The sequence below is a fragment of the Lichenihabitans sp. PAMC28606 genome, from assembly GCF_020616535.1.
In the GTDB taxonomy this organism is placed as follows: domain Bacteria; phylum Pseudomonadota; class Alphaproteobacteria; order Rhizobiales; family Beijerinckiaceae; genus Lichenihabitans; species Lichenihabitans psoromatis.
The window spans coordinates 3115446-3140080 of sequence record NZ_CP085136.1 but is presented as its reverse complement, the minus strand read 5'-3'; the positions used below and the strand labels follow the sequence as shown (position 1 = coordinate 3140080).

The 24635-nt window shown below is 62.4% G+C and carries 22 protein-coding genes; 6 read left to right on the top strand and 16 right to left on the bottom strand.

The annotated features are described in order from the left end of the window. Positions 1-102: 102 nt before the first annotated feature. From LGH83_RS14795 to LGH83_RS14760, 8 genes are all read right to left on the bottom strand, one after another. Positions 103-1458 carry an O-antigen ligase family protein gene (locus LGH83_RS14795; RefSeq protein WP_227399323.1) on the bottom strand — a complete coding sequence of 452 codons (1356 nt, stop codon included), beginning with the start codon at positions 1456-1458 and terminating at the stop codon, positions 103-105. Further along, on the bottom strand, positions 1455-2516 hold the full coding sequence (locus LGH83_RS14790) for a glycosyltransferase family 2 protein (RefSeq protein ID WP_227399322.1): 1062 nt from the start codon (positions 2514-2516) through the stop codon (positions 1455-1457). Before LGH83_RS14790 ends, LGH83_RS14795 begins: the two co-directional genes overlap by 4 nt. A 101-nt stretch (positions 2517-2617) precedes the next feature. After that, positions 2618-3409, bottom strand: a complete 792-nt coding sequence (locus LGH83_RS14785) for a polysaccharide deacetylase family protein (protein ID WP_227399321.1) — start codon at positions 3407-3409, stop codon at positions 2618-2620. Between the two features lie 97 nt (positions 3410-3506). Further along, complete coding sequence (locus LGH83_RS14780) at positions 3507-4448, bottom strand: ROK family protein (protein ID WP_227399320.1); 942 nt, start codon at positions 4446-4448, stop codon at positions 3507-3509. Further along, positions 4445-5176, bottom strand: a complete 732-nt coding sequence (locus LGH83_RS14775) for a ribulose-phosphate 3-epimerase (protein WP_227399319.1) — start codon at positions 5174-5176, stop codon at positions 4445-4447. Before LGH83_RS14775 ends, LGH83_RS14780 begins: the two co-directional genes overlap by 4 nt. Before the next feature lie 13 nt (positions 5177-5189). Then, entirely contained in the window at positions 5190-6002 is an 813-nt protein-coding gene (locus LGH83_RS14770; RefSeq protein ID WP_227399318.1) for an alpha/beta fold hydrolase, read from the bottom strand. Next, positions 5999-6823, bottom strand: a complete 825-nt coding sequence (locus tag LGH83_RS14765) for a sugar phosphate isomerase/epimerase family protein (protein WP_227399317.1) — start codon at positions 6821-6823, stop codon at positions 5999-6001. Before LGH83_RS14765 ends, LGH83_RS14770 begins: the two co-directional genes overlap by 4 nt. After that, positions 6823-7896, bottom strand: a complete 1074-nt coding sequence (locus LGH83_RS14760; protein ID WP_227399316.1) for a Gfo/Idh/MocA family protein — start codon at positions 7894-7896, stop codon at positions 6823-6825. Before LGH83_RS14760 ends, LGH83_RS14765 begins: the two co-directional genes overlap by 1 nt. 191 nt (positions 7897-8087) lie before the next feature. Between LGH83_RS14760 and LGH83_RS14755 the strand changes: the two genes are divergently transcribed. After that, on the top strand, positions 8088-8468 hold the full coding sequence (locus LGH83_RS14755) for a hypothetical protein (RefSeq protein WP_227399315.1): 381 nt from the start codon (positions 8088-8090) through the stop codon (positions 8466-8468). On the opposite strand, the gene LGH83_RS14750 is transcribed toward LGH83_RS14755, so the two are convergent. Next, positions 8465-8806, bottom strand: a complete 342-nt coding sequence (locus LGH83_RS14750; RefSeq protein ID WP_227399314.1) for a hypothetical protein — start codon at positions 8804-8806, stop codon at positions 8465-8467. The two genes, LGH83_RS14755 and LGH83_RS14750, sit on opposite strands and share 4 nt — an antisense overlap. A gap of 248 nt (positions 8807-9054) precedes the next feature. On the opposite strand from LGH83_RS14750, the gene adh reads away from it, so the two are divergent. Further along, complete coding sequence (gene adh / locus LGH83_RS14745; protein ID WP_131113605.1) at positions 9055-10575, top strand: aldehyde dehydrogenase; 1521 nt, start codon at positions 9055-9057, stop codon at positions 10573-10575. Positions 10576-10637: 62 nt separating this feature from the next. Continuing rightward, positions 10638-11018: a DUF779 domain-containing protein gene (locus LGH83_RS14740; protein ID WP_227399313.1), complete on the top strand. Its 381-nt coding sequence runs from the start codon at positions 10638-10640 to the stop codon at positions 11016-11018. Positions 11019-11033: 15 nt separating this feature from the next. Here the strand turns inward: LGH83_RS14740 and LGH83_RS14735 are convergent, their stop codons facing one another. The 5 genes from LGH83_RS14735 to LGH83_RS14715 form a co-directional block, all read right to left on the bottom strand. Continuing rightward, complete coding sequence (locus LGH83_RS14735; RefSeq protein WP_227399312.1) at positions 11034-11258, bottom strand: hypothetical protein; 225 nt, start codon at positions 11256-11258, stop codon at positions 11034-11036. A gap of 192 nt (positions 11259-11450) precedes the next feature. Further along, positions 11451-12245 carry a response regulator transcription factor gene (locus LGH83_RS14730; protein WP_227399311.1) on the bottom strand — a complete coding sequence of 265 codons (795 nt, stop codon included), beginning with the start codon at positions 12243-12245 and terminating at the stop codon, positions 11451-11453. Positions 12246-12426: 181 nt separating this feature from the next. Next, complete coding sequence (locus LGH83_RS14725) at positions 12427-13233, bottom strand: WecB/TagA/CpsF family glycosyltransferase (RefSeq protein ID WP_227399310.1); 807 nt, start codon at positions 13231-13233, stop codon at positions 12427-12429. Between the two features lie 8 nt (positions 13234-13241). Continuing rightward, complete coding sequence (locus LGH83_RS14720) at positions 13242-14231, bottom strand: UDP-glucuronic acid decarboxylase family protein (RefSeq protein WP_413771053.1); 990 nt, start codon at positions 14229-14231, stop codon at positions 13242-13244. Positions 14232-14421: 190 nt separating this feature from the next. Further along, positions 14422-16233: a right-handed parallel beta-helix repeat-containing protein gene (locus LGH83_RS14715; RefSeq protein ID WP_227399308.1), complete on the bottom strand. Its 1812-nt coding sequence runs from the start codon at positions 16231-16233 to the stop codon at positions 14422-14424. Between the two features lie 398 nt (positions 16234-16631). Here LGH83_RS14715 and LGH83_RS14710 point away from each other — a divergent pair, with 398 nt between their 5' ends. Together LGH83_RS14710 and LGH83_RS14705 are read left to right on the top strand one after the other, a co-directional pair. Next, positions 16632-17984, top strand: a complete 1353-nt coding sequence (locus tag LGH83_RS14710) for a polysaccharide biosynthesis/export family protein (RefSeq protein ID WP_227399307.1) — start codon at positions 16632-16634, stop codon at positions 17982-17984. 3 nt (positions 17985-17987) lie between these two features. Next, positions 17988-19541: a right-handed parallel beta-helix repeat-containing protein gene (locus LGH83_RS14705; protein ID WP_227399306.1), complete on the top strand. Its 1554-nt coding sequence runs from the start codon at positions 17988-17990 to the stop codon at positions 19539-19541. A 17-nt stretch (positions 19542-19558) separates the two neighbouring features. Here LGH83_RS14705 and LGH83_RS14700 read toward each other — a convergent pair whose 3' ends face one another. Both LGH83_RS14700 and LGH83_RS14695 read right to left on the bottom strand, forming a co-directional pair. Then, positions 19559-20614 (bottom strand): glycosyltransferase, encoded by a 1056-nt coding sequence (locus tag LGH83_RS14700; RefSeq protein WP_227399305.1) that lies wholly within the window; start codon positions 20612-20614, stop codon positions 19559-19561. A 4-nt stretch (positions 20615-20618) separates the two neighbouring features. Continuing rightward, a complete protein-coding gene (locus tag LGH83_RS14695) occupies positions 20619-21944 on the bottom strand; it encodes a GNAT family N-acetyltransferase (RefSeq protein ID WP_227399304.1) in 1326 nt (441 codons plus the stop codon). 517 nt (positions 21945-22461) lie between these two features. On the opposite strand from LGH83_RS14695, the gene LGH83_RS14690 reads away from it, so the two are divergent. Continuing rightward, positions 22462-24573, top strand: coding sequence for a GumC family protein (locus LGH83_RS14690; RefSeq protein ID WP_227399303.1), 2112 nt, complete (start codon positions 22462-22464; stop codon positions 24571-24573). Positions 24574-24635 lie beyond the last annotated feature (62 nt).

Sequence of the window (24635 nt, the reverse complement as noted above, 5' to 3'; positions counted from 1 at the left end):
ATCAGACTGTCGAACACCGCGCCGACTAGGTATTTTTTACGACAGATCGGGCAGAACCGACACAGCCGATCGCGTCTTGTCAGCGAGCATCGGGGGCGCCGGTTAATTTGGCGTTTGCCGACCCTCTGCTAAACCGCGCAACGGAAAGGATGCCGCATAGCGGAGGCCGAAGATCGCGAACAGGAACGTGAGCCAGACCGGGTCGGCCCGCAGGAACAGGAACGTTTCCATCGCCGAGAGCGAGAGGCCGAAGATCCAGATTTGCCGCAACATGGCCAGCAGGGCCGGGTCGGTTCCGTTGCGCTCGGCCGCCAGCACGTCGCGGAACGGCATCCAGGCCACCATGAACAGGCCGAAGCCAAGACCCGGCAGCCCCATATTGACGATCAGGTCCAAATATCCGTTGTGAGCATGCGCCGCGGTTCCGGCCCAACTGGCGTCCTCGCCGCCCGTCCAGGTTTTAGCGGTGTTCCAAAACGCCTGAAACCCATGGCCGGTCAGGTAGTGTCCCGGCAAACTATCGATCGCGAACGCCCAGATATCGGTGCGGCCCGTGAAGGTCGTGTCGAGCGGCAACGCCTTGGTGACGCTCCCGATATTCGGCCAGAGCACGCTGCCGACGCCAAGCAGGTTGAGCAGCAACGCCGGGCCGAACGCCAAGAGGGCACGCGCCACGGGACCGCGCACGATCCCCCAGAGCGAGCTGACCCCAAGCGTGATGATGATCAGCATCAACGAGCTTTTCCCGCCCGAAAACAGCAGGAACACCACCGCGAGCAGCATGATGGCGCTGCCGGTCACCGGCATGCGGCACCGGGCGATGAACAAGCCGATGATGACGAACAGCGACATGACCGCGCTCGCATCGTTCTTGTGCCCGAAGAGGCCGCGCCAGTTACCGGCGAGTTCCGGCTCGCCAAGATCGGTCGCCTGATGGATCGCGAGGCCCGGCACCAGGATCACCCCGAGATAACTCAGGATCAACACCGTCAGGGCGCAGATCGCCAGCAAGCGGGCCAGCTTGGCTTGGTTGTTGGGCAGCAGAAAGAGGCACGCCGCCAGGGTCACGACAAGGCCGGTCAGCACGAGCCGGCGAAGCGACGTGCCCGGATCCTCCGAAATGACCGACGTGACGAGCATCCAGCCCGCCATCGCCAGGATGGGAGCGACCATCAGGCATCGCCAGACGATGCGAAGTCGCGGCAAGACCACCGCGAAGGCGACGCCCGCCAGCGCCAGAAAGGCCGCATAGGTGAGGCCTTCGTTGCCGCTCGATAATTCGACGGACGCGCTGGTCGAGAGACTTTGAAACGGATGCAGCGTGACCCACACGAGCAGGACGGTCGCGACAAAGACCGGACCAGACAGCCCGTGACGCCAGTCCTGCCGCACCCCGGGGTTGGCGGGCGCGGCGGTCGCGGGCGTCAAGGTTCGGTTGGTCAGCGTCCGGTCGGTCATGACAGGGTTCCGGCTTTGGCTTTCGCCTCGGCCGTTGTTTTGGCTCGATATTGCTTTCCTTCCACCCCGAGGCTGGCGAGGATACGACCGAGCGCGATCGCCGGCGGGTGGCTCGCTTGTAGCAGACTGCCCGACGCGATCAGGCGCTTGGCGCCGCGATAGAGGCTGAGCGGCACCAGCAGGACGTTCTTGCCGATCGCCCGGATCGGGCCTCTCGCATCCGCGCTCTGGTCGAGCCGATAATTGATGGCGCCGATCCGCATACTCCGTTGCAGCACCCAACGCGCGTTGGCGCGCGCGGGCGGCACAGTCTCGTCGATCCGGGCTTCCTGGTTCCAATAGAAGCGAAAGCCCGCCCGCTTGCAGCGCGTGAAGAAATCGGTGTCACCACCCCCGAGAAAGTTGAAGGCGACATCGAATTCCGGGTTGGCAAGCCGCAACCGGGCGGCCTGCCTCACGAGAAAATTGCCGCTCCCATAGATCATCGGCACAGGCCCGCTCCGGTCATAGGCGGGCCAGAAGACCGGATGAGCCGCGAGGCCCGGGTGCGGTTGGGTCGAAAATGTCGAGAAAACCGGCCCACCGACGATATCGGCCTTCTCCGCCTCGGCGGTCGCGACCATACGGTCCAGCCATTCGGGCGACGCGATCTCGTCGTCGTCGATCATCAGGAGATAGCGCGCGTCAGGGAAGAGCTGCCCGGCCTGTCGCAACGCCGCATTGATGGCGTGACAATTTCCCTGCTGCGGCTCGAGCAGCGCGGCGCCCTGCAGAGGACCCTCGGCAAAGGTTGCCACTGCGACCGCGAGACCGTCTCGACCATCGGCGTCGTTGTCGATCACCAGCACGCGAAACGAAATCGCCGTGCGCTGCGCCGCAAGCGAGGCCAGCGTGTCGCGCAGCATGGCGGGGCGCCGAAACGTCGGCACGCAGACGACCGCGAGCACATCCGGAGCGGGCTGGGCCGATGCGTCGATCATCATGGATTCCGGCACCGTTTTGGGGTCATGCTGCACGCCGGTTGGCTCCTGTTCGGCCTCTCGCAAGAGGCTTACCATAGCCGAATGTCGGTGTTGGCGCGCGTCACCGCGGCGTTTCGGTCGGCCGACATCTGGCAGGGTTAATCGGCGGTTGCGAGTTTCAGGGGACCGGCCGGGTGTCAGAGCTTGGCGATGCCGGCGCGGTCGAGCGCGTCCGCGATGGTGCAAACCCCAAAGCCCTGCGCCGCAGCCCGCTGGATCGCGTAGGCGAGGAGAGCCGGTGTGCAGCCGTAAGGGCTCGGTTTGTCCGCAACGTCGTGAACGGTCAGGATCAACCAGCCGTTGCGACGCGCCGCCCGTGCGATCAGATGGTCGATCGCAGGCCGATCGGTCGCGGTCTGGCCCAGCGAGATCGACAAGAGAAAGTGCGGATCGATCGCGCCGTCGTTGATGCCGGGATGCGTGGTCCGGCTCGATCGAACACGGCGACCGAGATAGTGCTTCTGGGCCATACTGCTGAGGCCGAACGGATAGGCGTAATTTTCGATCCGCGCGGTCGGCACGAGGGTCGCGAGAGCCGCCTGCGACCGATCGAGATCGGCGATGAAGTCTCGCATCGCCATCGGGGCGACCGGTTTGTGGCTGTGCGAATGCAAGCCGATCTCGTGACCGCGTGCCGTCAGCGACGCGACCGCCTCGGCGTCGGCGACCTGCCAATAGGGTGTACGACGACCGAACAGCGAGGTCGCGATGAAGAAGGTGCCTCGAGCGCCGGCCTGCTCGAGAATGTCGCCACCCTGCTGCACGGCTGACTCGGGCACATCGTCGAACGTGATGCTGAGCAGCGGTGTCTGATTGGTCATCTTCTGCCGGGGCGCGGGCATGTGCCAGGCCAGTCGATGCATCGCCCGCATGTAAAGCGTCAGCGGCTCCGACGGGAGAATGTCAGAAGGGCTGTCCAAACCGATCACCGAAGGCTCCCAACGACTGCCGCGCAGCGCAGCGCGTTCAGGACTAAGCCCTTCTGGTTAAAAAGTCGGGCGCGATCGTGTCGGCACGCCCGTTTGATCAGACGATGAGGCAGGCGGCTCCGACGAGCCCAGCGCGATGCCCGAGCGCCGCAGCCACAACCGGCACGGTTCTGTAAGCCTCGAGGGCGCGCGACGCGATGGTGCGCGCGATGCCGTCCTGCATCAGATCGAGCGCGGCGCCGAGGCCACCCCCGACGATCAGGCGTTCGGGCGAGTAGAGATGCAGGAGATTGACGAAGCCGATGCCGAGCAGGCGTGCTTCGTCGGCCAGCAGAGACAATGCGAGCACATCGCCGGCCCGCGCAGCCTCGACGACGTGGCGCGCCGTCATCTCGGAGCATTTGGCAAGCCGTCGCAGAACCGCACCGTCCCCGCCGTTAGCCCGCAGAGCAGCCCGCTTCCCCAGCGCCGTGCCTGATGCCAGCGCCTCCCACGCGCCGGGCGCGCCACCGAACAAGCTATCGGTCGACTGTTCGGAGATGGTCATATGGCCGATCTCGGCCGCCATGCCACGATGCCCCCGAAGAAGGCGGCCATCCGCGATGACGCCGCCGCCGATGCCCGTGCTGACCGTGACGAACACCATATGGCTGGTGCCCCGGCCCGCGCCGAAGCGCCATTCGCCGAGCGCCGCCGCATTGGCATCATTCTCGATCGCGACCGGCAGACCGAGCCGGTCGCGGAGCATGGCGGCGAGCGGCACGTTCGACCAACCCTGCAGCGTGGGCGGCGCAATCACGATACCGGCCACCGGATCAAGCGGACCGGGAGCCGCGACGCCGACGCCGACAATGGCGATCGATCCCGTCTCCCAGGTCACCCCCGCGACGAGATCGTCGATCTGAGTGAAGATCGCCTCCGGGCCGCCCATGCTATCGGTCCGGGTCGCGGCGAAAGCCAGGATCGCGCCGGTCTCGTCGACGACCGCGACGCGCAGATCGGTGCCGCCAAGATCGATCGCCAGCGCGCGACGGCTCATTCCGTCCTCACGGGCGCCGGTAGGCCGTGCAACCAAGCCGTCCGCGAGGCGAGATCGGGCGCTCCGAAGGCCAGCGAGCCGAGCACGACGGTGTCGGCGCCCGCGGCTCGCAGCAGCGGCACGGTCGTGTCGCGGATGCCGCCGTCCGCCGCCAGGCGGATCGCCGTGTCGCGCCCCGCCTCGCGGAGCAACGCCCGAGCGGCCTTGAGGCGCGGACACGCCGTCTCCGACAGCCCCTGCCCCTTTACGCCGATCGCGGTGCCGAGCAGCGTCACGAAAGCGACGCGGTCGAGCCAAGGGCGCAACGCATCGATCGGGGTTTCGACCCGAAGCACCACGCCGGCCGCGCAACCGAGATCACGGATGAGGTCGAGCGCGTCATCGACGACCGCGCCATTTTCCGCGTGAATCGTGACGAGATCCGCGCCTGCCTCGGCGAATTGCCGGATCTGACCGAGCACAATGTCGCCCTCGACCATGAGATGCACGTGGAGCGGCTTTGAGGTCACGGTCCGGAGGCGAGCCACCTGATCGGGAAAGAACAGGAAGGACGGTGCGAAACGACCATCGGCCACATCGACATGATAGAGGTCGGCATGTGCCTCGGTGCGGCGGAGATCCTGCTCCAGGTTGGCGAGATCGGCGGACCACAGCGAATATTCGCCAATGATCCGCGAGCGCGGCAGAGCCTCGAGCCAACCGGCGGCGGGTTTTTGGGCAAGCGTCATGATGAGGCTCCGGTTAGGCGGCGAACCGCAAAAGAAAATCCGCCACGACGGCGCGGAAGGCGGCCACATGCGCGGCTTTCTGGCCAGCCTTCGGCGGGATCTCTGCCAAACGAGCGTCGGGAATGATCTCGGCCAGGCGGCGCGCGTCGGCGAGCGGATGCGCGTGATCGACGGCATGGCCAATCACCAGGGTCGGGATCGTCAGGGCGCGCGCTTCGGCTTCGGTCACGCCAGGTCCGTCGGCCGCGATCTGATCCAACAGATCGGCCACCATGAGGGGGCTGGGTCGCTCGAAAAATTGAAGCAGCGAGGCGAGGTTGTCGGGTGCCTCGCTGGCCAGCATCGCTGCGACAGGGGAGGTTAAAAAACGCTGCCGGGCCTCGGCCGGAGGGCCGGACCGCAGCGCCGCCGCCACGTGCCGATACGGCATCATCGTTTCTGGGCCATCGGCGAACAGCCAGGCGGGCCGTGCCAGGATCAAACCCCGCACCCGCCCCGGATGACGAATAGCGAGGCGGAGCGCGATGGCGGCCCCCATCGAGATGCCGCCGACGATGAGGGGTTGGGCCCCGATCCGCTCTTCCGCAAAGGCCCAGGCGTCATCGGCGAAAGTCTCGATCGAGAAGGGTCGCGCCGTGCCGGGGGTCGAGCCACCCTGCCCGCGACAGTCGAGGGTCAGGCGGCGGATGCCCACCACATCCGGCACGTTCTCGTCGATTTGGAGGACCGAACCGCCAAGGCCATGCTGGAACAGCAACGGCGTGCCGGCGCCCTGGTCGAACCCCTGCAGCACAACATCGTCGCGGCGGATCGTGATGGCGCTCATTGGACACCCAGCCCGGCGAGGTAGGCCGCGACCTTTGGCGCCTCGTCCGCCGTGAGACCATGCGTCACGACCGGCCCGTCGAAGCCGACGGCCGAGAGCCGCTCGAAGAAATCGGCAAAATCGACCACGCCCGTTCCCGCCGTCGCAAAACGCCCATCCGGGAAGCGATCCTTGGCATGCGCCATGGCAATGGCATCGCCGGCGATGTCGATCGCGTCGGCCACGATGCGCCGTGCTTCCGCGGGCGTCGCCCGCTCAAACAAGTTGGCGGGATCGAAGACGATGCGGAGGCGCCGCGACCCCATATCGGCGATCAGCTGCCGCGCCTCGGATGCCGAGGTCACGACATTGGCCTGTTCGGGCTCGATCCCAAGATCGATCCCGTCCGCCTCGGCGATGGCGAGCGCGTGTTCCATCGCGGCGCACAGGTCGAACCACGCATCGGGGCGGGCATTGTCGGGGTGGTGCCGCCATTGGTCGTCCGGGTCGCGCGTTCCCGTGCAGAGCGTGACGAGGGGAATGTTGAGAGATCGCGCGGCATCGACCAGCACACGCAGACGACGCAACCCGGCCTCGCGCATGGCGGGGTCGGGGTGGATCATGTTGTAGGTCGCCGATAGCGCGTCGATGCGCACACCGGTCTCGCGTGCGGCCGCCCCGACCGCCGCGATGACGGCCGGGTCGATCGCGTCCGGCATCGCCGGCAGACCGACGCAGGCCATGTTGAACTGGGTGCATGAAAAACCTGCTTGGCGCACGGCCCGCAGCACGGTTGCGGCATCCTGGCCCGGAAAGGTTTTGGCGAAGATGCCGAGCCGCATTAGACCGCCCCGTTCATGCTCGGAACCGCGACCGCCTGGCCTGTCCGGACCGATTCGGCGATCGCCGCCATGGCCCGCACGGAGGCGAGACCATCCTCGATCGTCGCCCCGCGCTGCCGCGCGCCGGTCAGCACGCTGTCGGCGAAGCCTTCGAGTTGCCGACGAAAGAAATGTCCGTCCGCGCCGAGCACCCGGCGCGTTGTCGCATCGGCTTCATGGAAGATCTCGACATCGCTCGACTTGTAATACCAAGGATTATAGGTGCGAGCCAAGATGCTGCCGTTCTCGCCATAGAGTTGAAAGCCCTCAAACCAATCCATCCTGACCGCGACCGTGAGGTCGAGGTGGCCAAGAGTCCCATTGGCAAAGCTCGTCTCGACGAACCAGCACGACGCGCCGAAACGCTCCGAGAGCCTGGCCCGCACCTCGGTGATCTCACCACACAGAAACCGGGCCGTGTCGACGAGATGGCTTCCGTGCGCCAGCATATAGTAGCGGCGAAGGTCGGCTTTGGGGTTGTGGCTCGGCCTTTTTTGGGCCTCGCTTTTCAGCACCAACGGCTGAACCGCGTCGGTCATCGTATAGCGATGCGTCGAGTCGCAGTACCAAGCTTTTAACGCGAGTTGTTGCCCCATCTCAGTATCGATGAATGCTTTGGCGGCTTCGAGCCCCGGATCGAAGCGCTTCATGTGGCCAACCTGCAGCACCCCCCCGGTGCGGCGGACGACCTCGCGCAGGCGCTCGACCTCCTCGACCGAAACGCCGATCGGCTTTTCACACAAGACCGCCTTGCCGGCTTCGAGCGCCTTGATCGACGCCTCGACGTGCCATGCATCCGAGGTGGCGATGATTACGGCGTCGACAGCTGGGTCGGCCAGCATCGCCTCGTAATCCGTGAACGTCCGGCGCGGCGCGTAATAAGCGGCGATTCGCTCGAGCAGGTCGGTTGCTGCATCGCAGATGGCATAAAGCTCGGCATTGCAAGCCTTCACGCAGGATTCGAGGTGGGCGAATTGCGCGATCGGCCCCGCTCCGAGCACACCGATGCGAAGCTGTCGCGCGTCGTGCGCCATGGGATCCTCCTGCCGCATCGATCGCTGCCGATGCTTCTCAGGCTAGACTTGATGATGCTCCAATCGCGGTCAAGCACAAAACAGCATAATGACGCTAAAAAGCGCATCACGACGGCCGAAGCAAGCCCGAAGGAACCTTCACCGTCGCCCGCGCATAGAGTCGGCAGTTTCACTCGACCGAGACCATTTCCATGACCAAAGCCACAAAGACCCACGTGATCCTCCTGGCGGGTTGTGCGTCGCTCGCCATCGGGCTGCTCGGAACGGGGGACGCCGAGGCGAACACGTCCCGCTCTCATCATCGCTATCATGAGGGTCGGCTCCACCACCGACATCACGGGTCCGGTCGTCATTACGTCGCGCGGCCGCCGGTCTCTGAGACGCGACGGCCGGACTATCTCGGGACCAACTCGTTGGGCGATGCGATCATCACCGGCAGCATCGGCGTGCATCGCTCGGACTTCGGCGTCATGGTGCCTGATTCGGATGGGCCCAACTTGATCGCTTCCGGCCGGGCGAAGGGCTCGGGTTTCGGCGCCGATGGCCTGCCGGTGGTGATCGACCAGAACTAGGCTTGCAGTGTCTCCGACGCCTGGCATCGGCAATGCACGATCGGCATCGCGTTGCGATCCGGATTGAACCCCGGGCGTGGAGCCAAGGATGTCTCGTGGGTCACGACCATCGGTCCCATCTCATCCAAGCGGAGCAGCTTCCATCCCTCGGCCTGCCCGCTCACGCTGCCGCCGCTCACCTGCCACACCAAGACGACCGGATGACCGCTGGACGTAGCGCCGACGGCATGAATTTCGACGGTGCGGGTGTATCCGCCATACTGAAGCTCAACGCGCCGCCCCTGGCGTAGCGCCACACAGGCAAGTGCCGCGCCGATCGTTTTGTTCTGACGCGTCACGCGTGTCCGCCCAATCCCATGTGGCTTCGATGCGAGCCCGGCATCGTCGGGTGATCCCTCGCCCCGATCAACGCCGACACGGCGCGATCGATCCCGCGGACGGGGGCGTTGACCGGCCGTTCGGCCGAGCGCACTATCGGGGCTTGGTGTCGTTGAGAGGCTGGTCGTCGTGATGACCGACCCGGTTCAGCGGCCCTTCATCGACCTTATGACGCCGAATGGCGCATTCGCTCTCCGGGAGGCTTTCCATGTTCCAGCAAGCGCTCGACCAAGTTTCGAAACAAGTTCTGATCCGCGACCGCTACGACAACTTTATCGGCGGCAAATGGGTCGCCCCCGTCGAGGGACGTTACTTCGACAACCCCAGCCCGATCACCGGCAAGAAACTCTGCGAAATTCCGCGATCGTCGGCGGCCGATATCGAACTCGCGCTCGACGCCGCCCATAAGGCGAAGGACGCCTGGGGCAAGACCTCAGCGGCCGAGCGGGCCAAGGTGCTGAACCGCATCGCCGACACGCTCGAGCAAAAGCTCGATCTCGTGGCTTTGATCGAAACGCTCGACAACGGTAAACCGATTCGCGAGACAACCCTCGCCGACCTGCCGCTGGCGGTCGATCACTTCCGCTATTTCGCTGGCGTCATCCGCGCTCAGGAAGGCAGCCTCTCCGAAATCGACAACGACACCGTCGCCTATCATTTCCGCGAGCCGCTCGGCGTCGTCGGCCAGATCATTCCGTGGAACTTCCCGCTCCTCATGGCGACGTGGAAACTCGCCCCGGCCCTGGCGGCCGGCAATTGCGTTGTGCTGAAGCCCGCCGAGCAAACGCCGTTGAGCATTCTGGTGCTGATGGAATTGCTCGGCGACATCGTGCCGCCCGGCGTCATCAACGTCGTCAATGGATTTGGACTCGAAGCCGGTAAACCTTTGGCCCAAAGCAAACGGATCGCCAAGATCGCCTTCACGGGTGAGACGACGACGGGCCGCATGATCATGCAATATGCGTCCGACAATATCATCCCGGTGACGTTGGAACTCGGCGGCAAGTCGCCCAACATCTTCTTCGCCGATGTGATGGATCAAGACGACGATTTCTTCGACAAATGCCTCGAAGGCTTCTCGATGTTTGCACTTAACCAGGGCGAGGTCTGCACCTGCCCAAGCCGTGCGCTCGTCGACGCCAAGATCTACGACAAATTCATGGACCGGGCCGTCGCTCGCGTGAAGAAGATCAAGCAAGGCCACCCGCTCGACATGAGCACCATGATCGGCGCCCAAGCCTCGAACGATCAGCTTGAGAAGATCCTGTCTTATTTCGACATCGGCAAGCAGGAAGGCGCCAAGGTGCTGACCGGCGGCAAGCGCGCGGATCTCGGGGGCGAACTCGGCGAAGGTTTCTACGTCGAGCCGACCATCCTCGAGGGTAACAACAAGATGCGGGTCTTTCAGGAAGAGATTTTTGGCCCCGTCGTTTCGGTCGTGCCGTTCAAGGACGAGGAAGAGGCCTTGTCGATGGCCAATGACACGCTCTATGGCCTCGGAGCCGGTGTCTGGACCCGCAATGGCACGCGCGCCTATCGGTTTGGACGGGCGATTCAGGCCGGCCGTGTCTGGACCAACTGCTATCACCTCTACCCGGCTCATGCGACCTTCGGGGGCTACAAGCAATCCGGGATCGGGCGTGAGAACCATCTCAAGATGATGGATCATTATCAGCAGACGAAAAACATGCTGGTCAGCTATTCGCCAAAGGCTCTCGGCTTCTTCTGACGTCGATTTAACGAGGAGGCGGTGCCGGACACCGCCTCCCGACCCAACAAGGATATGACGGGATGGTTGCGCGGGTCGAGATCACGGAGAAAGCTGCGGGAGTCTTGGAACGCCTCAAGCAACAACACGGACCGTTGTTGTTTCATCAGTCGGGCGGATGCTGCGATGGCTCTGCCCCAATGTGTTTACCGATCGGCGATTTCCGCGTGGGACCGCAGGACGTGCTACTGGGGCAGATCGGCGCCTGTAACTTCTATATGGGCGCCGCGCAATTCGACTATTGGCGACATACGCAGTTGATCATCGATGTCGTTCCAGGCCGCGGCGCCGGATTTTCGGCAGAAGCGCCGGAAGGCGTGCGGTTTCTCACCCGCAGCCGCGTTTTCACCGACGACGAGGTGACGGAACTCGATGCGCTGGGCGCACCGCCACGAGGCGAATGAGCCGACGCGTCAAGCTTATGCCTCGACGCTCGACGTCGATCCCGGCGGCAGCGCGAGCGAGCGCCGCATTTTCTTGACGGTCGTCGGCGAGCATCCCGTCGCCCGACTGATGTGCTGATCCGACAGATGCGGCGACTGCGTCAAAGCCGATCGAACCGCAGCAACAAGATCGCTTTCGGGAAGAGCCGAGGCTGCAGGAGAGGCCAGCATGCCGGTCGATGGTCGACGCACGGCCCTCATCGCATCCCTCCGGACAGGCTCGACGCTTCTACCAACAGAAGAAGGTCGCGACCCTTATCGGGACGATGCTTGTGTCGAGGATCCATATGACTCTTTTCCCACTCTGGCCCGCAGCGTAGCCGAAAAGCGTCGCTGGGGCGAGCACGGGATCGAGGCGAAGCGCGACCTCCCAAGCCGCGCCGCGAATCGGGGTTACGCCTGCTCGTCGACCTCGAGTCGAGAGTGGGAAAGCGCGCCATTCAGTGCCACGTTGTTGATGGCCCAGACGGCAGCCTGCGTTCGGTTGACCACTTCGGTCTTCCGCAGAATGGTCTTCAGATGGACCTTCACGGTCGCTTCGCTGATGTTACAGAGCCGAGCGATGACTTTGTTGGAATTTCCGGCCACCAAGCAGGCCAAAATCTCCAACTCCCGATCCGACAGCTTGCTGCGGCCCATGATTCTGGATTGCGCGATACGCGCGTGACCTAAAGACAGATCGACCGCCTCGATTTCGGTCGAACCCTCTTTGACGATCGGACGGTGGCCCGTGTCGGTTTCTTGCTTGCCAAACCACTCGACATGCTTCTCGACTGGCTTTTCAGTATTGATGGCCAAAGGGATGCCAAAGACATATTCGCCGAGACCGATCAACTTCAGGCTCGCGACCAAAGCTTCGCTCGAAATCGACTTGAGAAGGACCCCTGCGACGTCAAGACGCTCCACCTGCCAACGCCGCTCGTCCGAACACGAATCAAGGAGCACGACGGTCAAGCAGTTCGGAAAATTCTGCTTGATCTCAGCCACCATCGACATGTCTGATGCGCGATCAAGTTGGCCGGCGATCAGCAGTATAAAGCGAGCATCGACTTTAAACTTCGTCGCCTTGAGTTCGTCCAAGGTCGAATTTGAAGCCAATAAACGATAATTGGCTTCTTTAATAATAAGCGCGATGCCGTCTCTAAGGAGGCGGCTCTGCAAGCAAAGAGCAACGGGAAGAGGTTTCATCACCACCGAATCCCCAATTTGAAAACCGCTCTAATATGAGCGAGCGTTTCGAGCGTCCCAACGGACAAATATTTATTCTGTAATTAACTCAACAGTAAAAAGCTAACTAGAAATATATATGGGAAAAAAATATAGACTAAAACTGTTTTTAATTACTCGCCGATTCAAAGTGATTCGACAACTACGTCATGTGGCTCCGGTGCCACCATTCCGTCGCCAACACCTGCAGGAAGCGGGGCACGATCTTGCTGTAGCGACCATAGAGACGACGCGGCTCACTACACAGGCGATAGGCCCATTCCAGGCCGTTTTCGCGAATAAAGCGAGGTGCTTGCTTCTTGCTTCCCGAGAGGAAGTCGAAGGCCGCACCAACACCAATCGTCACGGGAACCTGCAATTGATCCCGGTGACGTAACATCCACAGGTCTTGTTTCGGCGTGCTCAACCCAATCCAAAGAATGTCTGGCCGCGCCGCATTGATGGCCGCCACCATGGCAGCATCCTCCTCCGGCGTGACGGAGCGGAACGGTGGCGTGAGGCATCCCACCACCTGAAGGCCCGGATTGCTGGCCGTGAGCACGTCGCGCAATCGTTCGGCAACACCATCGTTGCCGCCGAAATAGAAATGCCGCCGCCCGGGACGAACCGATGTGCCGCTCATCCGCAGCATCAGGTCGGGCCCATAGACGCGCCGCACATGGGACAGGCCGCGCAACCAGGCAACCCAGACCAGAGGCGTTCCATCCGGCGTCACAAGCCCCGCATGCTGAAAGCTTTTTAGCAATTCGGGGTCGTCGTGGCTTTCGATGACGCCATGGGCGCCCGCGATACACACATACTGCCTGGCTCCCGCGTCGATCCAACCCTCGATCGTCGCCACGGCGACATCGGGGTCGATGGCGCTGACGGGAACGCCGAGGACGTCAAATGTCGAAGGGGGGGTGATGACGCGATCACGATCGTGATCCGCTCCGAGAACAGCCGACATGGCGCGCATCACTCCGCTGCTTCGGCGATGCGATCACGCCGGGGTTGAGACGCTGCGAGCTGCCCGGCAAAATAGGTGACGGTCCGCCGCAGACCATCTTCCACCGCTACGCGCGGCTCCCAGCCAAGAAGAGAGCGGGCGACGCCGATATCGGGGCAGCGTTGAGTCGGATCGTCCTGCGGAAGCGGGAGGCGCCTGATCGTGGCGGGGCGCCCCACGAGGTCGATCACCAATTCGGCGATCTCGAGGATCGTCAATTCGTGTGGGTTTCCGAGGTTGACCGGATGCGGAACGGAAGGGCCGCTCATCAAGGCCTCGAAGCCCGACAAAAGATCGTCGACATAACAAAGCGACCGGGTCTGCATGCCATCCCCGTAGATGGTCAGTGGCCGGCCACCGAGCGCCTGAACGATGAAATTCGAGACGACGCGACCATCGTCCGGGTGCATGCGCGGGCCATAGGTGTTGAAGATCCGTGCGACCCTCACATCGACGTTATACTTCGTGCTGTAATCGTAAAACAGCGCTTCGGCGCAGCGCTTGCCCTCGTCGTAGCAGGCGCGTGGCCCCCATGGATTGACGTTGCCGCGGTAAGTCTCCGGCTGCGGGGAGCATTGCGGCTCGCCATAGACTTCGCTGGTCGAGGCGTGAAAGATCCGCGCGCCGGTTCGCCGCGCCAGTTCCAACACATTGATGGCGCCAAGCACGCAGGTTTCGGTCGTATAGACCGGGTCGATTTGATATTTCGGCGGCGACGCAGGACAGGCGAGATTGTAGATCGTGTCTGCGTCAACCCGGATCGTCGATCGGACATCGCCGATCATCAAGGTAAAGTTCGGGTCGCCAAGGAGATGCGCGACATTCTCCCGGTTGGACGTCGAAAAATTGTCGAGACAGGTGACGGTGTCGCCATTGCGAAGCAGGCGTTCGCACAGGTTGGCGCCGATGAACCCCGCCCCCCCGGTTATCAGCACATTGGACATTGCGATGTTTCCCATAGGCAAACTTGCCGATGGGGCCCATATTCCGGCTGCTCGCGCGTGCAGCAATCCGCCCATACGGAGCACTACGATCGCGCAGGACATGTGCCGCGACCGCGGCCATCAACACCGCTTGCGATGCCGTCCCGCGTCGGGCTTAGGTCGCTCTGCCGTTGCGGCACCCGGCGCGGCAGGGTTGCAATCTAAATCACCCCTGCGCGGCGACGTGAGCCGCCCAATGGTGACCATGATGGCCGTGATGGTGGATCGCCCCACCGGTCGCTCCCGTTCCGTCGCTCGGGTCCGTCGCTCCGCCATCCGACGTTTGATCGCCGGGGCTGCCCGCGGTCTCCGTTCCGGACGACGTGCTCCCCTGGTTCGGGTCGATCAGCGGCGGGGTCCCGCCTCCCGATGATGCGTCGGGGGTGGTGGTGGTGGTGGTGCTCGAAGTGGCCGGCGGATCCTGCAGCACAGGCTGTGGGTCGGATGCGAGCGGGGTCGAGGTGCCACTAGTGGGCGTGGTTGTGACGGCCGGCGTGGACGCGGCAGTGCCGGGATCGGTGGGTGCGCCCGCGCCGCCATTCCAATCCGACAGCCATGTCGCCGTATTCGGAAGAATAGGGCTGATGGTCGATCCCTGATCCTGTCCCGAATCTTTCTGGTACTGGGCGAATGTATCGCCGACGGTCTCGTCGCCCCAACGCCAATTATCGGTGGTATCCGACGCGTTATAGGTGTTGTTGGCAAAACTATTGCCGCCGTCCAACAGGCCCTGTTTGTCGTAATCGGCAAACCCGCCGGTCATGCCGGAGCCACTGCTGTTGACGATCGTGTTGTCGTGGACGGAATTGTTGGTCGTCGTGTGCTCGCCGTAAGCGCCGGAGCCACGATCCTGTTGAATCAACATGATCCCATTCAGGCCACCCGACATATCGACTTTATTGTCGGAGACCTCGACATTTTGTGAATTCTGAATCTGGATCTGCGCGCCCCAAGGACTGCCTTCACCCTTCAGAGTGGCCCCATTTCCTTCGACCGTATTGCCGGTGATCTTTGCCGCATAGGAAATTTCATGCGTGATGCCGGCTCCATCGTTGTCGACGACGAGATTGCCGGAATAGGTCGTGTTGATATTGTCGATATCGGTCCACAATCCGGGACCATGATTGTCGTGGGAATAATTATTCTCGACCAAGAGATTGCTGGTCTGCGAGAATTTCTCACCGCCCCCTTCCCAATCGGGGTCGATGCCGGCCCAGCCGCCGTTCGACGCGATGTCGTTATGATCGACGGTGATATTTGCGCCGCTTCCACCAAGGCCCATCTCGCCATTGTCGTGGACATAGTTGTCCTTGAAGGTGCTGCCGTCCTGCGCGGTCGCGCCAACACCGTAATTAGAAGCGATCTCGTTATTACTGATCGTCCAATTCTGGCCGCCCTGGATCGCGCCCTGCTGCACTGGTGAGTCAAAATGCTGGATCGTCAGGTTGCTGATCGTCACATTGGCGGCCGTGGACGCAAAGGCGGCCGAAGCAATGCCCGCCTGCACGGTGTGACCGGCAGGGTTGTCACCAAGATAAACCTGTTTCGTATCGTAATCGAGGTAGAAGGTGCCGCTCTTGACATCGGCTGTCGAGGCAACCGGTGTCAGGGGCTTGCCGTCGAGGAAAAAGGTCTCCGGATAGCCGCCTCGCGCAGCGCCGGCGGCTGTGACGGCGGTGTCGTTCCGCATGCCCTCTTGAGTCTGGCCACCCGCGACGTAGAGGCCATTTTGCTCGGTAAAGGACGTCAGCGTCCGTGAGCCGTCGAGGACTGCACCGGGAGCCCCGAGAAAGGTTTGACCAGCAAGCGGCACGATCGGAGTAGTCAGATTGTGAACGCCGCCTGCGAACCAGAACGTCGCGCCAGGTCCGGCATCGTCGATGATTTGTTGGTAGTTTGCGCCCACGGGTAAGTCGATCGCGCCTGATGGCTTAGTGATCGCACTCGGTCCAAAAACATCGTTGCTCGCGACTGCCATTCATTCATCCCAGTTAATCGGATGAGGGAGCGTAAACTGGGTTTTTTGGCGAGCGCAACCTTAATATCCCAAAATGGAACTACTTACCCTAGGTCACAATAAGCCGGCGTAATTGCCTCATTTTAATTTTCCTATATCTGATCGCAAGTTAGAAGATAATTTTGCATTTCCAAGACGGCTCGAATTTATTCATTTTTTTCCATTTTCCAATGTTGCTTCGTGCTGTTTAGCGCAAAGGACGTACCCCGTTCGGCTGGTCTTGCGCCCGTTATTGCCCTGCTGATTCGCGGCACTCCACGCTAATTTGAGTCGGGGCGACGCAACGAACACGCCCGATGACGTAAAGGCATTTTCTCATGATGCGACCTTCCTGGCTTCGTTCCAGCTTGCGATGCCGCGTGGCAGCCCTCGTTGGCCCACATCCGGCGCGGCGTTTCGTCATGTCGGTGGCCCTCGCGGCGCTGACCAGCGGCGGCGTTGCATCGGCGGCCTGGGCAGACGATCCTTATTATCTTTCGCCGGGCGACCGGGTCGGCATCACGGTGTTCGACCAGCCGGACCTCTCCGGGACCTATGTGGTCGAGCCGAACGGCGAGCTCGAACTGCCATTGCTCGGACCTTTGAACGTCACCACGCTCACGTCACGGGAGTTGCAGGCGCAGCTCGTGGCCCGGTTTAGTGATGGCTACCTGCAACACCCCGTGATTAATGTGAGATTGTCCGAGTTGCGTCCCCTGACGATCGTCGGTGAGGTGCGCGGGGCCGGTCGTTACGCCTTCATCGATGGAATGACGGTTGAAACCGCGATGGCTTTGGCGGGCGGCAGCCTCCGCATCACGGGCGAGGAGACGGCTCAGCGGATCGAATTGCTGCGAACAGATGAGCGGCTTCGAGCCTTGATCCTGACGGATCTGTCGCAGCGTGTCCGAAAAGCGCGGCTCGAGGCGCAGGTCAAAAACGCCACAACGTTCACGGTCCAGAACAATGATCCGCAAAATGACGAGACCATCAAGCGTCTGAGCGCGGGGGAGCAAGGGATTTTCGACGCGGAGGTGAAATCTCAGGCGAGCCAAGTCGCACTTTTGACCCAGCAGATGCATTCGATCGAGGTCGATATCCAATCCTTCGAGCAACAGGTGACGCTCGAAAAGGAGCAGGTCGACATCATCGACCACCAAGTCGCCGATGTCAGTGGGCTTTTGGTCAACGGTTTGACGCGGCGTTCGCCAGTGCAGGACCTCCAGCGCGAACGGTCCCGAACTCAGTCGAGTTTATCGCGCGTGATCGGTGATCTGGCGCGGGCGAAATCGACCCTCGCCGAAGCCAACCTGAAGCTTCAGGATATCGGGAACGCCTATCGCAATCGGCTCGCGGCCGACCTCGTCAACGTCCAACTCTCGATCGATACGACCGAAAGTGCTCTTCCTCTGGTGCGCGAGGATCTTCGCCTGCGGAAGGAGCGCTTGCCCTTCGCGCTGAAGGACGACGACAATAAAGCGCTCGTGCTGCGGGTTTCCCGCTACCGCAAGGGCGTGATGGAAACCTTTGACGCCGACCCGAGCACACCGCTTCGCCCCGGCGATATTCTGCAGGTCGGCACCGGATCCGGCGGTGTCATGGCTTTGCCTGGACGCCTGAGCGAACCGAATGCAGCGGCACAAGATGCTGCGCCCGCGACGTTTGGCCGGTCGAGCAGCGCCGATAATCCGGCACGGACCGCGATGGGGAACGACCTCCTGAGCCAGCGCTGACCGATGCGGTGGACTCACGCGTCGACGACCCGTTTTGGCGCCATTGCGACAGCGTCTTTGCTCTTCGCATCCGCCACGGGTGTCGGAAGCGCCGATACCGCACCGATCCCCAGCGACCCTGTTCCTCCGGATGTCTCGCAAGCCGGGCCCCGGCCGATCCATTGTCCATCGCCGGCCGTCCGGATCGAGCCGGGTCAATCGATCCAGGCGGTCGTCGATCGGCAAGGTCCGGGAACGGTCTTCTGCATCGCGGCGGGCCGCTATCGCGCCCAAACGATCGCGCCGAAGGACGGCCAAGCCTTTTATGGCGAAGCCGGCGCGGTGCTCGACGGAACATTGCCGCTCACCGACTTTCGGCAGGTCGGAAACCTGTGGTCGGTGCCCAGCAGGGCTCCGCCGTTCGAGCCGCTCGCCAAGGTCTCCTACCGAAGATGCCTGACCTCCGTGCCGCTCTGCGAACACCCGGAGGTCGTTTGGCTCGATGATGTCGCGCTCGTTCGTGTCGAGACGCGAGCGGCGTTGAAGCCAGGCAGCTTCCTGATCGACGATGCGGGCCGCGTCGTGATAGCGGATGATCCGACCGGCCATCAGATGTCCGAGACGGCGGCACGCTATGCGTTTCTCAGCAACCATGCCCGCGATGTTGTTGTGTCCGATCTCACGGTCCAACGGTATGGAAACCCGCCGCAACGCGGGGCGATCTTCGACGACCAGAACCGTGGCTCGACGGGTTGGACCATCCAGCACAACGACGTGCGCGAGAATAGCGGGCTCGGCATTCTGACGGGTCCAAGCTCTCGCATCCTCGACAACCGCGTCGATCACAACGGCCAACTCGGGATCAGCGCGACGCTGCAGAATGGTCTCATCGACGGCAACGAAATTTCTGGAAACAACACGAGGGGCTTCGATCCGGGCTGGGAGGGCGGCGGTCTAAAGGCGGCCGTCACCACCAATCTGGTGATCCGACGCAATGTGGCCCGTCGCAATCATGGCCCGGGTCTGTGGTGCGACATCGAATGCCGCAACACGCTTTATGACAACAACCTCGTCGAAGACAATGATGGTGCCGGCATCTTTCACGAGATCAGCTATGCGGCCACAATTCGCAACAACATCTCGCGACGCAATGGTGTCGCCGATCAGAGTTGGTATTGGGGCGCCAATATTCTGATCGCGGCTTCGCAGGATGTGACGGTCGAGCATAATCTCGTCGTCGTGTCGGAGGGGGGAACCGGCATCGCTCTCATCGACCAGGGCCGTCCGCGCGATAATGGAGGGCTCTACAAGACCATGGGAAACCGGATCGAAGCCAATGTGGTCCGTTTCACCGGGTCGAAGGACGCTCGCATGGGCGCGGTAAGCGACGTGGCTCGCGGTTCACCGAATGATCACATGATCGAGAATGGGCATAACCTCTTTAGCGGAAATGTTTACGTCGTGCCGCCTCACTGCGAAGTCTCTTTTGGTTGGGGTCGGCAAACCGTCGATCTGCCGGCTTTTCAGGCTCTCGGGCAGGATGTGACCTCGACGGTCGTCACGCAAAACGGCGGCTGATCCGGTCGTCGATCGCCTTAACGGGCCGCAGGCGAAGCACGGTCAAAGGTAGGATCGAGGCAAGATGCCATGATTTTGGCGACCGCCTCTTCCGAACAGATCGCATTCCACCATTCCAGGGTCTTGAGGTGGAGGGCGAGAAAGCTGCCCGGATCGGCCAGCAACCCATCGACTGTTTCTTCGAGATCATGCCAATCGTCGATCTGGATCGCCGGACATTGTTCGTAGAACCAGTGTGGCGGGAGGCGATCGCAGATGATCACGCAACCCTGTCGCATGGCTTCGAAGAAGCGATATGTTTCGACCGATGACCCGCGCGGGGCAAGACAGATCTTCGTTTCGGACATCAGCTCGGAATAGCGGTGCCCATCTGACAAAATACTGTCGTCGAACGATTCGGTACTGCCCAGATAAACAAGGTTCGGCATCCGGGCTGCTAAAGCCTGCAAACCGTCGACCATCACGCTCCTCGCGATACTCTTCGGCGTTCCCAGCCAGGCTTGTGGCGATAGAGGACGATATCGCCTCTGTTCCACGCTGCCGAGAAACGAAACGACATAGCGTCTCGCGTCGAAGCGTCGAACCGGCACATCGGTCTGCCGGGCATAGCCGAGCGGCATCACGAGCCGGTTCGGTCCTGGTCGTAAATGTCGATTCCGCGTTGCGGCGCGGGCGTAATGACCAGCCCAATTCGCCGCATCTTTTATGAATTTCAGCATCGTGACGAGCGACTTGCCACGCAGGGTCGGGCTGAGCCACGGCCAAAATCCATAGTTTTTGAACACGAACCGCACGCGATTGAGATAATGCGGCATCGCACAATATTCGTCGAGTAACAGAAGAGCGACGACATGCTCGCCATAAGAGGGCAAATCGGGGATCTGTTGAAAGTCCCAAACGACGTAGAAGGTCAGACCACTGAGAGCAGTCGCGGCTTCGATCCACTGGAAAATTCGGACCCAGTAGGTGAGATAGACATGATTAAACGGATCCTGATGATTGAAAATGTCGAGTTCGATTGGTTCGCGACCAACCGTGCAAAGGATGTAGGTGCATCGGTTGGGTGGAACCATGGTCTCAGCCTTGCGGCTCGGTGACCGACCCGTGCGGCACGCCCGCGATCCGCGACGCGCCGTCGCCGTCGCCGCCGGTCTGGTCGAGAGTCAGTTGAACAGACTTGAAGCGAAACTGGAGCTTGCCTCGCACACCATTCGCAGCATCGAGCAACGCGCGGCGCGGATCACGTGCGACTTGTTGCAGAAATCGCGGGGCTTTGAGGTATAGCGCCTTCAGGCGCGGCTTGAGATGTTGGAAGTAGCCAAGAACAAGGTGACCCTTCAGGCTCGTGGCGACGCCATAGGTGTGGACCGGCACCGCTTCGGCCGCCCATTCGGTCTTGTGAGGTTGCGCCGGAGGCAGGAAGTCGAATGTCGTAATCTCCGGGTCGCCGTCCTCGAACAGCCGCCAAAGCAGGATGCGACCGGGCCCATGGGCCGAAAACGATGCGTCGTAGCTCTGGATCATCGAGTAATAGTGACCTTTTTCGGTGGCTCCGATCTCGATCGCCGCGACTTTTCCGCCGACCCGAATCTGGCGCATGACAAAATGGCCGCTGCTCGCGAGGGTCAGGAGCGTGGCTTCGTTCGCCGGATGTTCATAGCCGGCGCTCCGCACGCCGCGCGCCTTCGACCAATCGTGCTTCAATGCGAGCGCGAGCTTGAGGGCGGCGATCTGGCCGCTGGGCGGGACCGTCTCGAACACGACGGGTCCGCGCTTGCTCAATTGCTTGAGGTGGCGGCGAAGAGCGTTCACGCTTCGCCCACTGCGCTGCCGACGGCTGCCGTCGGCAGAGGCGCAAAGGTTGAGATAGGGCGCCACGCCGGTCGCCACCCGGTGCCCGTCAAGCCAGTGAGCCCCGTAGCGCTGCAGCTCCGATCCTTCTCGGACGTTGCGGAGATGAACGAGGTCGACACCCGGCTGCGCCAGCACCAAAGCCCAAGCGATGCCGATCCAATCGGCGGCCTTGGACGAATGTTCGACCAACAGATCGCAATATTGCGTCGCCGGTTCGGCCAGAGCGTGCAAAACCGAAAAAGGACCCAGACGACGCACCGCCAGCGGCCAGATCAACACGAGGCGGCCGAAATCATAGACCGCGATGATCCGCACGTCTTCCGGCCGGCCGGCCGCCGCACAGGCTGCCACCCAGGCGGCACACCACTGCGGCGCCTGATAAAAGGCCGCATAGGTCACGCGAGAATGCAGATCGATCCAAGCGTCGAGGATCTCGCCTGGGTCTTGGATCAAAGAGGCGCGCGGCCGATCGAACGGATCGACGCGATCAAGCGTCAGCGACACAAACTCCAAATCGCGCCTCTCGGCGGTGTTTAGCACGTCGGTCATCATCACTCTGTCATGCAGGAGGGAAGGCAGACTGGTGTTCGGAACTGAACTGCGGACTGGGGAAACCGTCGGATCGCGTCATGAGCACTCTGCCTGCAGCGCGCCTCCTCCAGCCGGCATAACGTCCTGGCGGCGCTCGGCCGAACCAGGGTCAGGCCCCTGCGGCTGTGCAATGCCATCAGGGTCGGACGCCCCTCTCGCACGCGTGCCGCGGCCATCGACCCCTGGCTACGACAGCGTAATGGCTGAGTGTACATTGAAAATTCCGCAACTGCTAAAAATGCCGACTTGGTAAATCGCGAATCATCGACCGCTAAAATTATTCCTCAATCTACATGATCGGTGCAGCAAAGGCAGAACAAGCAGTCAGACTACCTCCTAGGTTCCTTACGGCCAGACGGGCTACTCCCTACGCTCGTCTTCTCTTCTAACGTCACTCTGCTTCAAACTTGCGGGACCGTGAGGTTGTCTGACCAGCCGACGCTCAGCGGCCGGCTCCTTTTGTACGGAACAGCGCATGAATATGGCGTCCCCCCGCGAATTCTCGCGTCTTGTCTCGCCTCCACAAGATCTGCGGGCGCAATATGAGTCAGACCTCGTCAACATCTTCCGTGTGTTGTGGAGCCGCAAGCTGCTGATCGCCTCCGTGACGGCGCTCGTGGCTCTCGCCGCCATCGCGGCGGCCGTCTTGCTCGGACGAACCTACGTCGGCGAGGCCCTGGTCGAGCTCAAATTCGGGACCGATTCGGGGGCGGTTGCCGGCACACCCGTCGCAACGGTCGATGCCCTCGCGGTCGTCGAGGGCGAGGCCGAAATCCTGCGGTCGCGCGCCGTCGCGCGCCGGGTTTTGGAGCAGCTCGAACGCCAAGGCGAGGCAAAGTCCCCCACAGCAGCGGGATCACAGTCCGTGATCGCATCGCCCAAGACGACCGACTCCGCCGAAACGATCGCAACGGACCGGAAGCTGGTGGCATTGCAGCAAGGCCTGACGGTCAAGACCGATGGAAAGACCTATCTGGTCCACGTGTCTTATGCGGCGAAAGATCCCGTCCGGGCCGCCATGATCGCCAATCTCTTCGCCGACGAATACCTGGCAAGTCGCGTCGAGGTGAGCGTCGACGCGGCCCGTCGCACCAGCGATTGGCTGGCCACGCAAGTGTCCCAAGCCGTTACGGCGCGCGAGCGGGCCGCCGAGGCGATCCGCGTTTTCCGTCAGCGCGCCGACGTCATCGCGGCCAATACGGCCAACCCACAAGCCAACGAACAACAGATGCGTGATCTCGTCAGCCAGATGTCGGCCGCGCAAGCCGATCAGTTGCGGCTCGAAGGGCGCTTGCAGCGCCTGACGGCGGCGGCGGCGGCGGGGCAGACCCCTTCGGCCCTCGACCTGCAGGGCTCGACCGACGCGCAGCGCTTGATCGACGCCGAAGTGACGGCTCGGCAGGAGGCCTCCCGTCTGGTGCAAATGATCGGTACCAAACATCCCCTCTACATCCGAGCCGAGAAGACACTCGAGGCGGCCCGTCAGCAGCTTGTCGATGCGGTTGCGGAAGCGATCCGGATCACCCAAGCCGACATCGACAGCATGCGCTCGTCCCAGGCCGCGCTCGACAAACAGTTGGCGGCTCTGAAGAACGCGGCTCTCGGGAGCCAGATGTTCGGCAATCATATGCGATCGCTCGAGGCGGACGAGACCACGGCGCAAGCCAATCTCGACCGGCTGCGCGAGGCGCTTCGCCAGGCTCAGGCGCTGACCCAATTGAAGCCGATCGCGGCACAGTTGGTCAGCAGCGCCGAGCCGCTCGCCTTACCGGCCTCCCCCCGCCTGATCCTGGTGGGGATCCTCGGCACCATGGCAGGGTTCGGAGCCAGCCTGCTGCTCGTGTTCCTTCTTCATCTGCGAGACACTGGTTTTTCGACAAGCGCAGAAGCCGCGCGCGACCTCGGGATCGCCTGCGCCGGAATGCTTCCTCGGCGAACGAAAGCCGATCAGCCGCAACCCCGTCCAATCTACCTCAATGCCATGAAGGCGCTGGCGATCACGAGCGGCTTGGCCGAACCTCGCGATGGCTGCGTCGTCGTCGTTGTCACATCCGCGCGTCCCGGCGAGGGCAAGACCGATTTGGTGCGTGGGCTGGCGACCGCGCTCGGCGCACTTCAACGTCGCGTTCTGATCGTTGAAAATGCAGGGCGTCGGGAGGTCGGTCGACCGGACGGTGCCGCCGGCCAGCAAGAGCTTGAGCGGATCGCCGGGAGCGCCGTCTCGCTTTACCACCGCACCTCGGACGATCTTTCGGCGATCGTCGGATGCCGCGATCGGCTGCAGCCGTGGATCGATAAGGTTGGCTCGCATTTCGATGTCATGATCGTCGAAGCTCCGGCCGTCCTGAGCGATCCCGAGGCGCTGCTGATCGCCCGCTCGGCCAATCTGGTGCTGTTCGCTGTGCAGTGGCGATCAACCCCAAGACAAGCGGCCGCCTCCGCTTTCCAGCAACTGACGCCGGCCCCGGGCCAGAGCGCGATGGTGGTGCTGACCGACGTCGATCTTGCGGCACATCGCCATCTCGGCAAACGCGACCAGCTCTATTTTGCGGGTCGCTATGCCGCGCGCAACAGCGCGCCGGCCTGATCTCTCGTTGCGCAGGAGATTGTTCGTGACACGCTTTGTCGTCGCAGGCGGAAACGGAGACG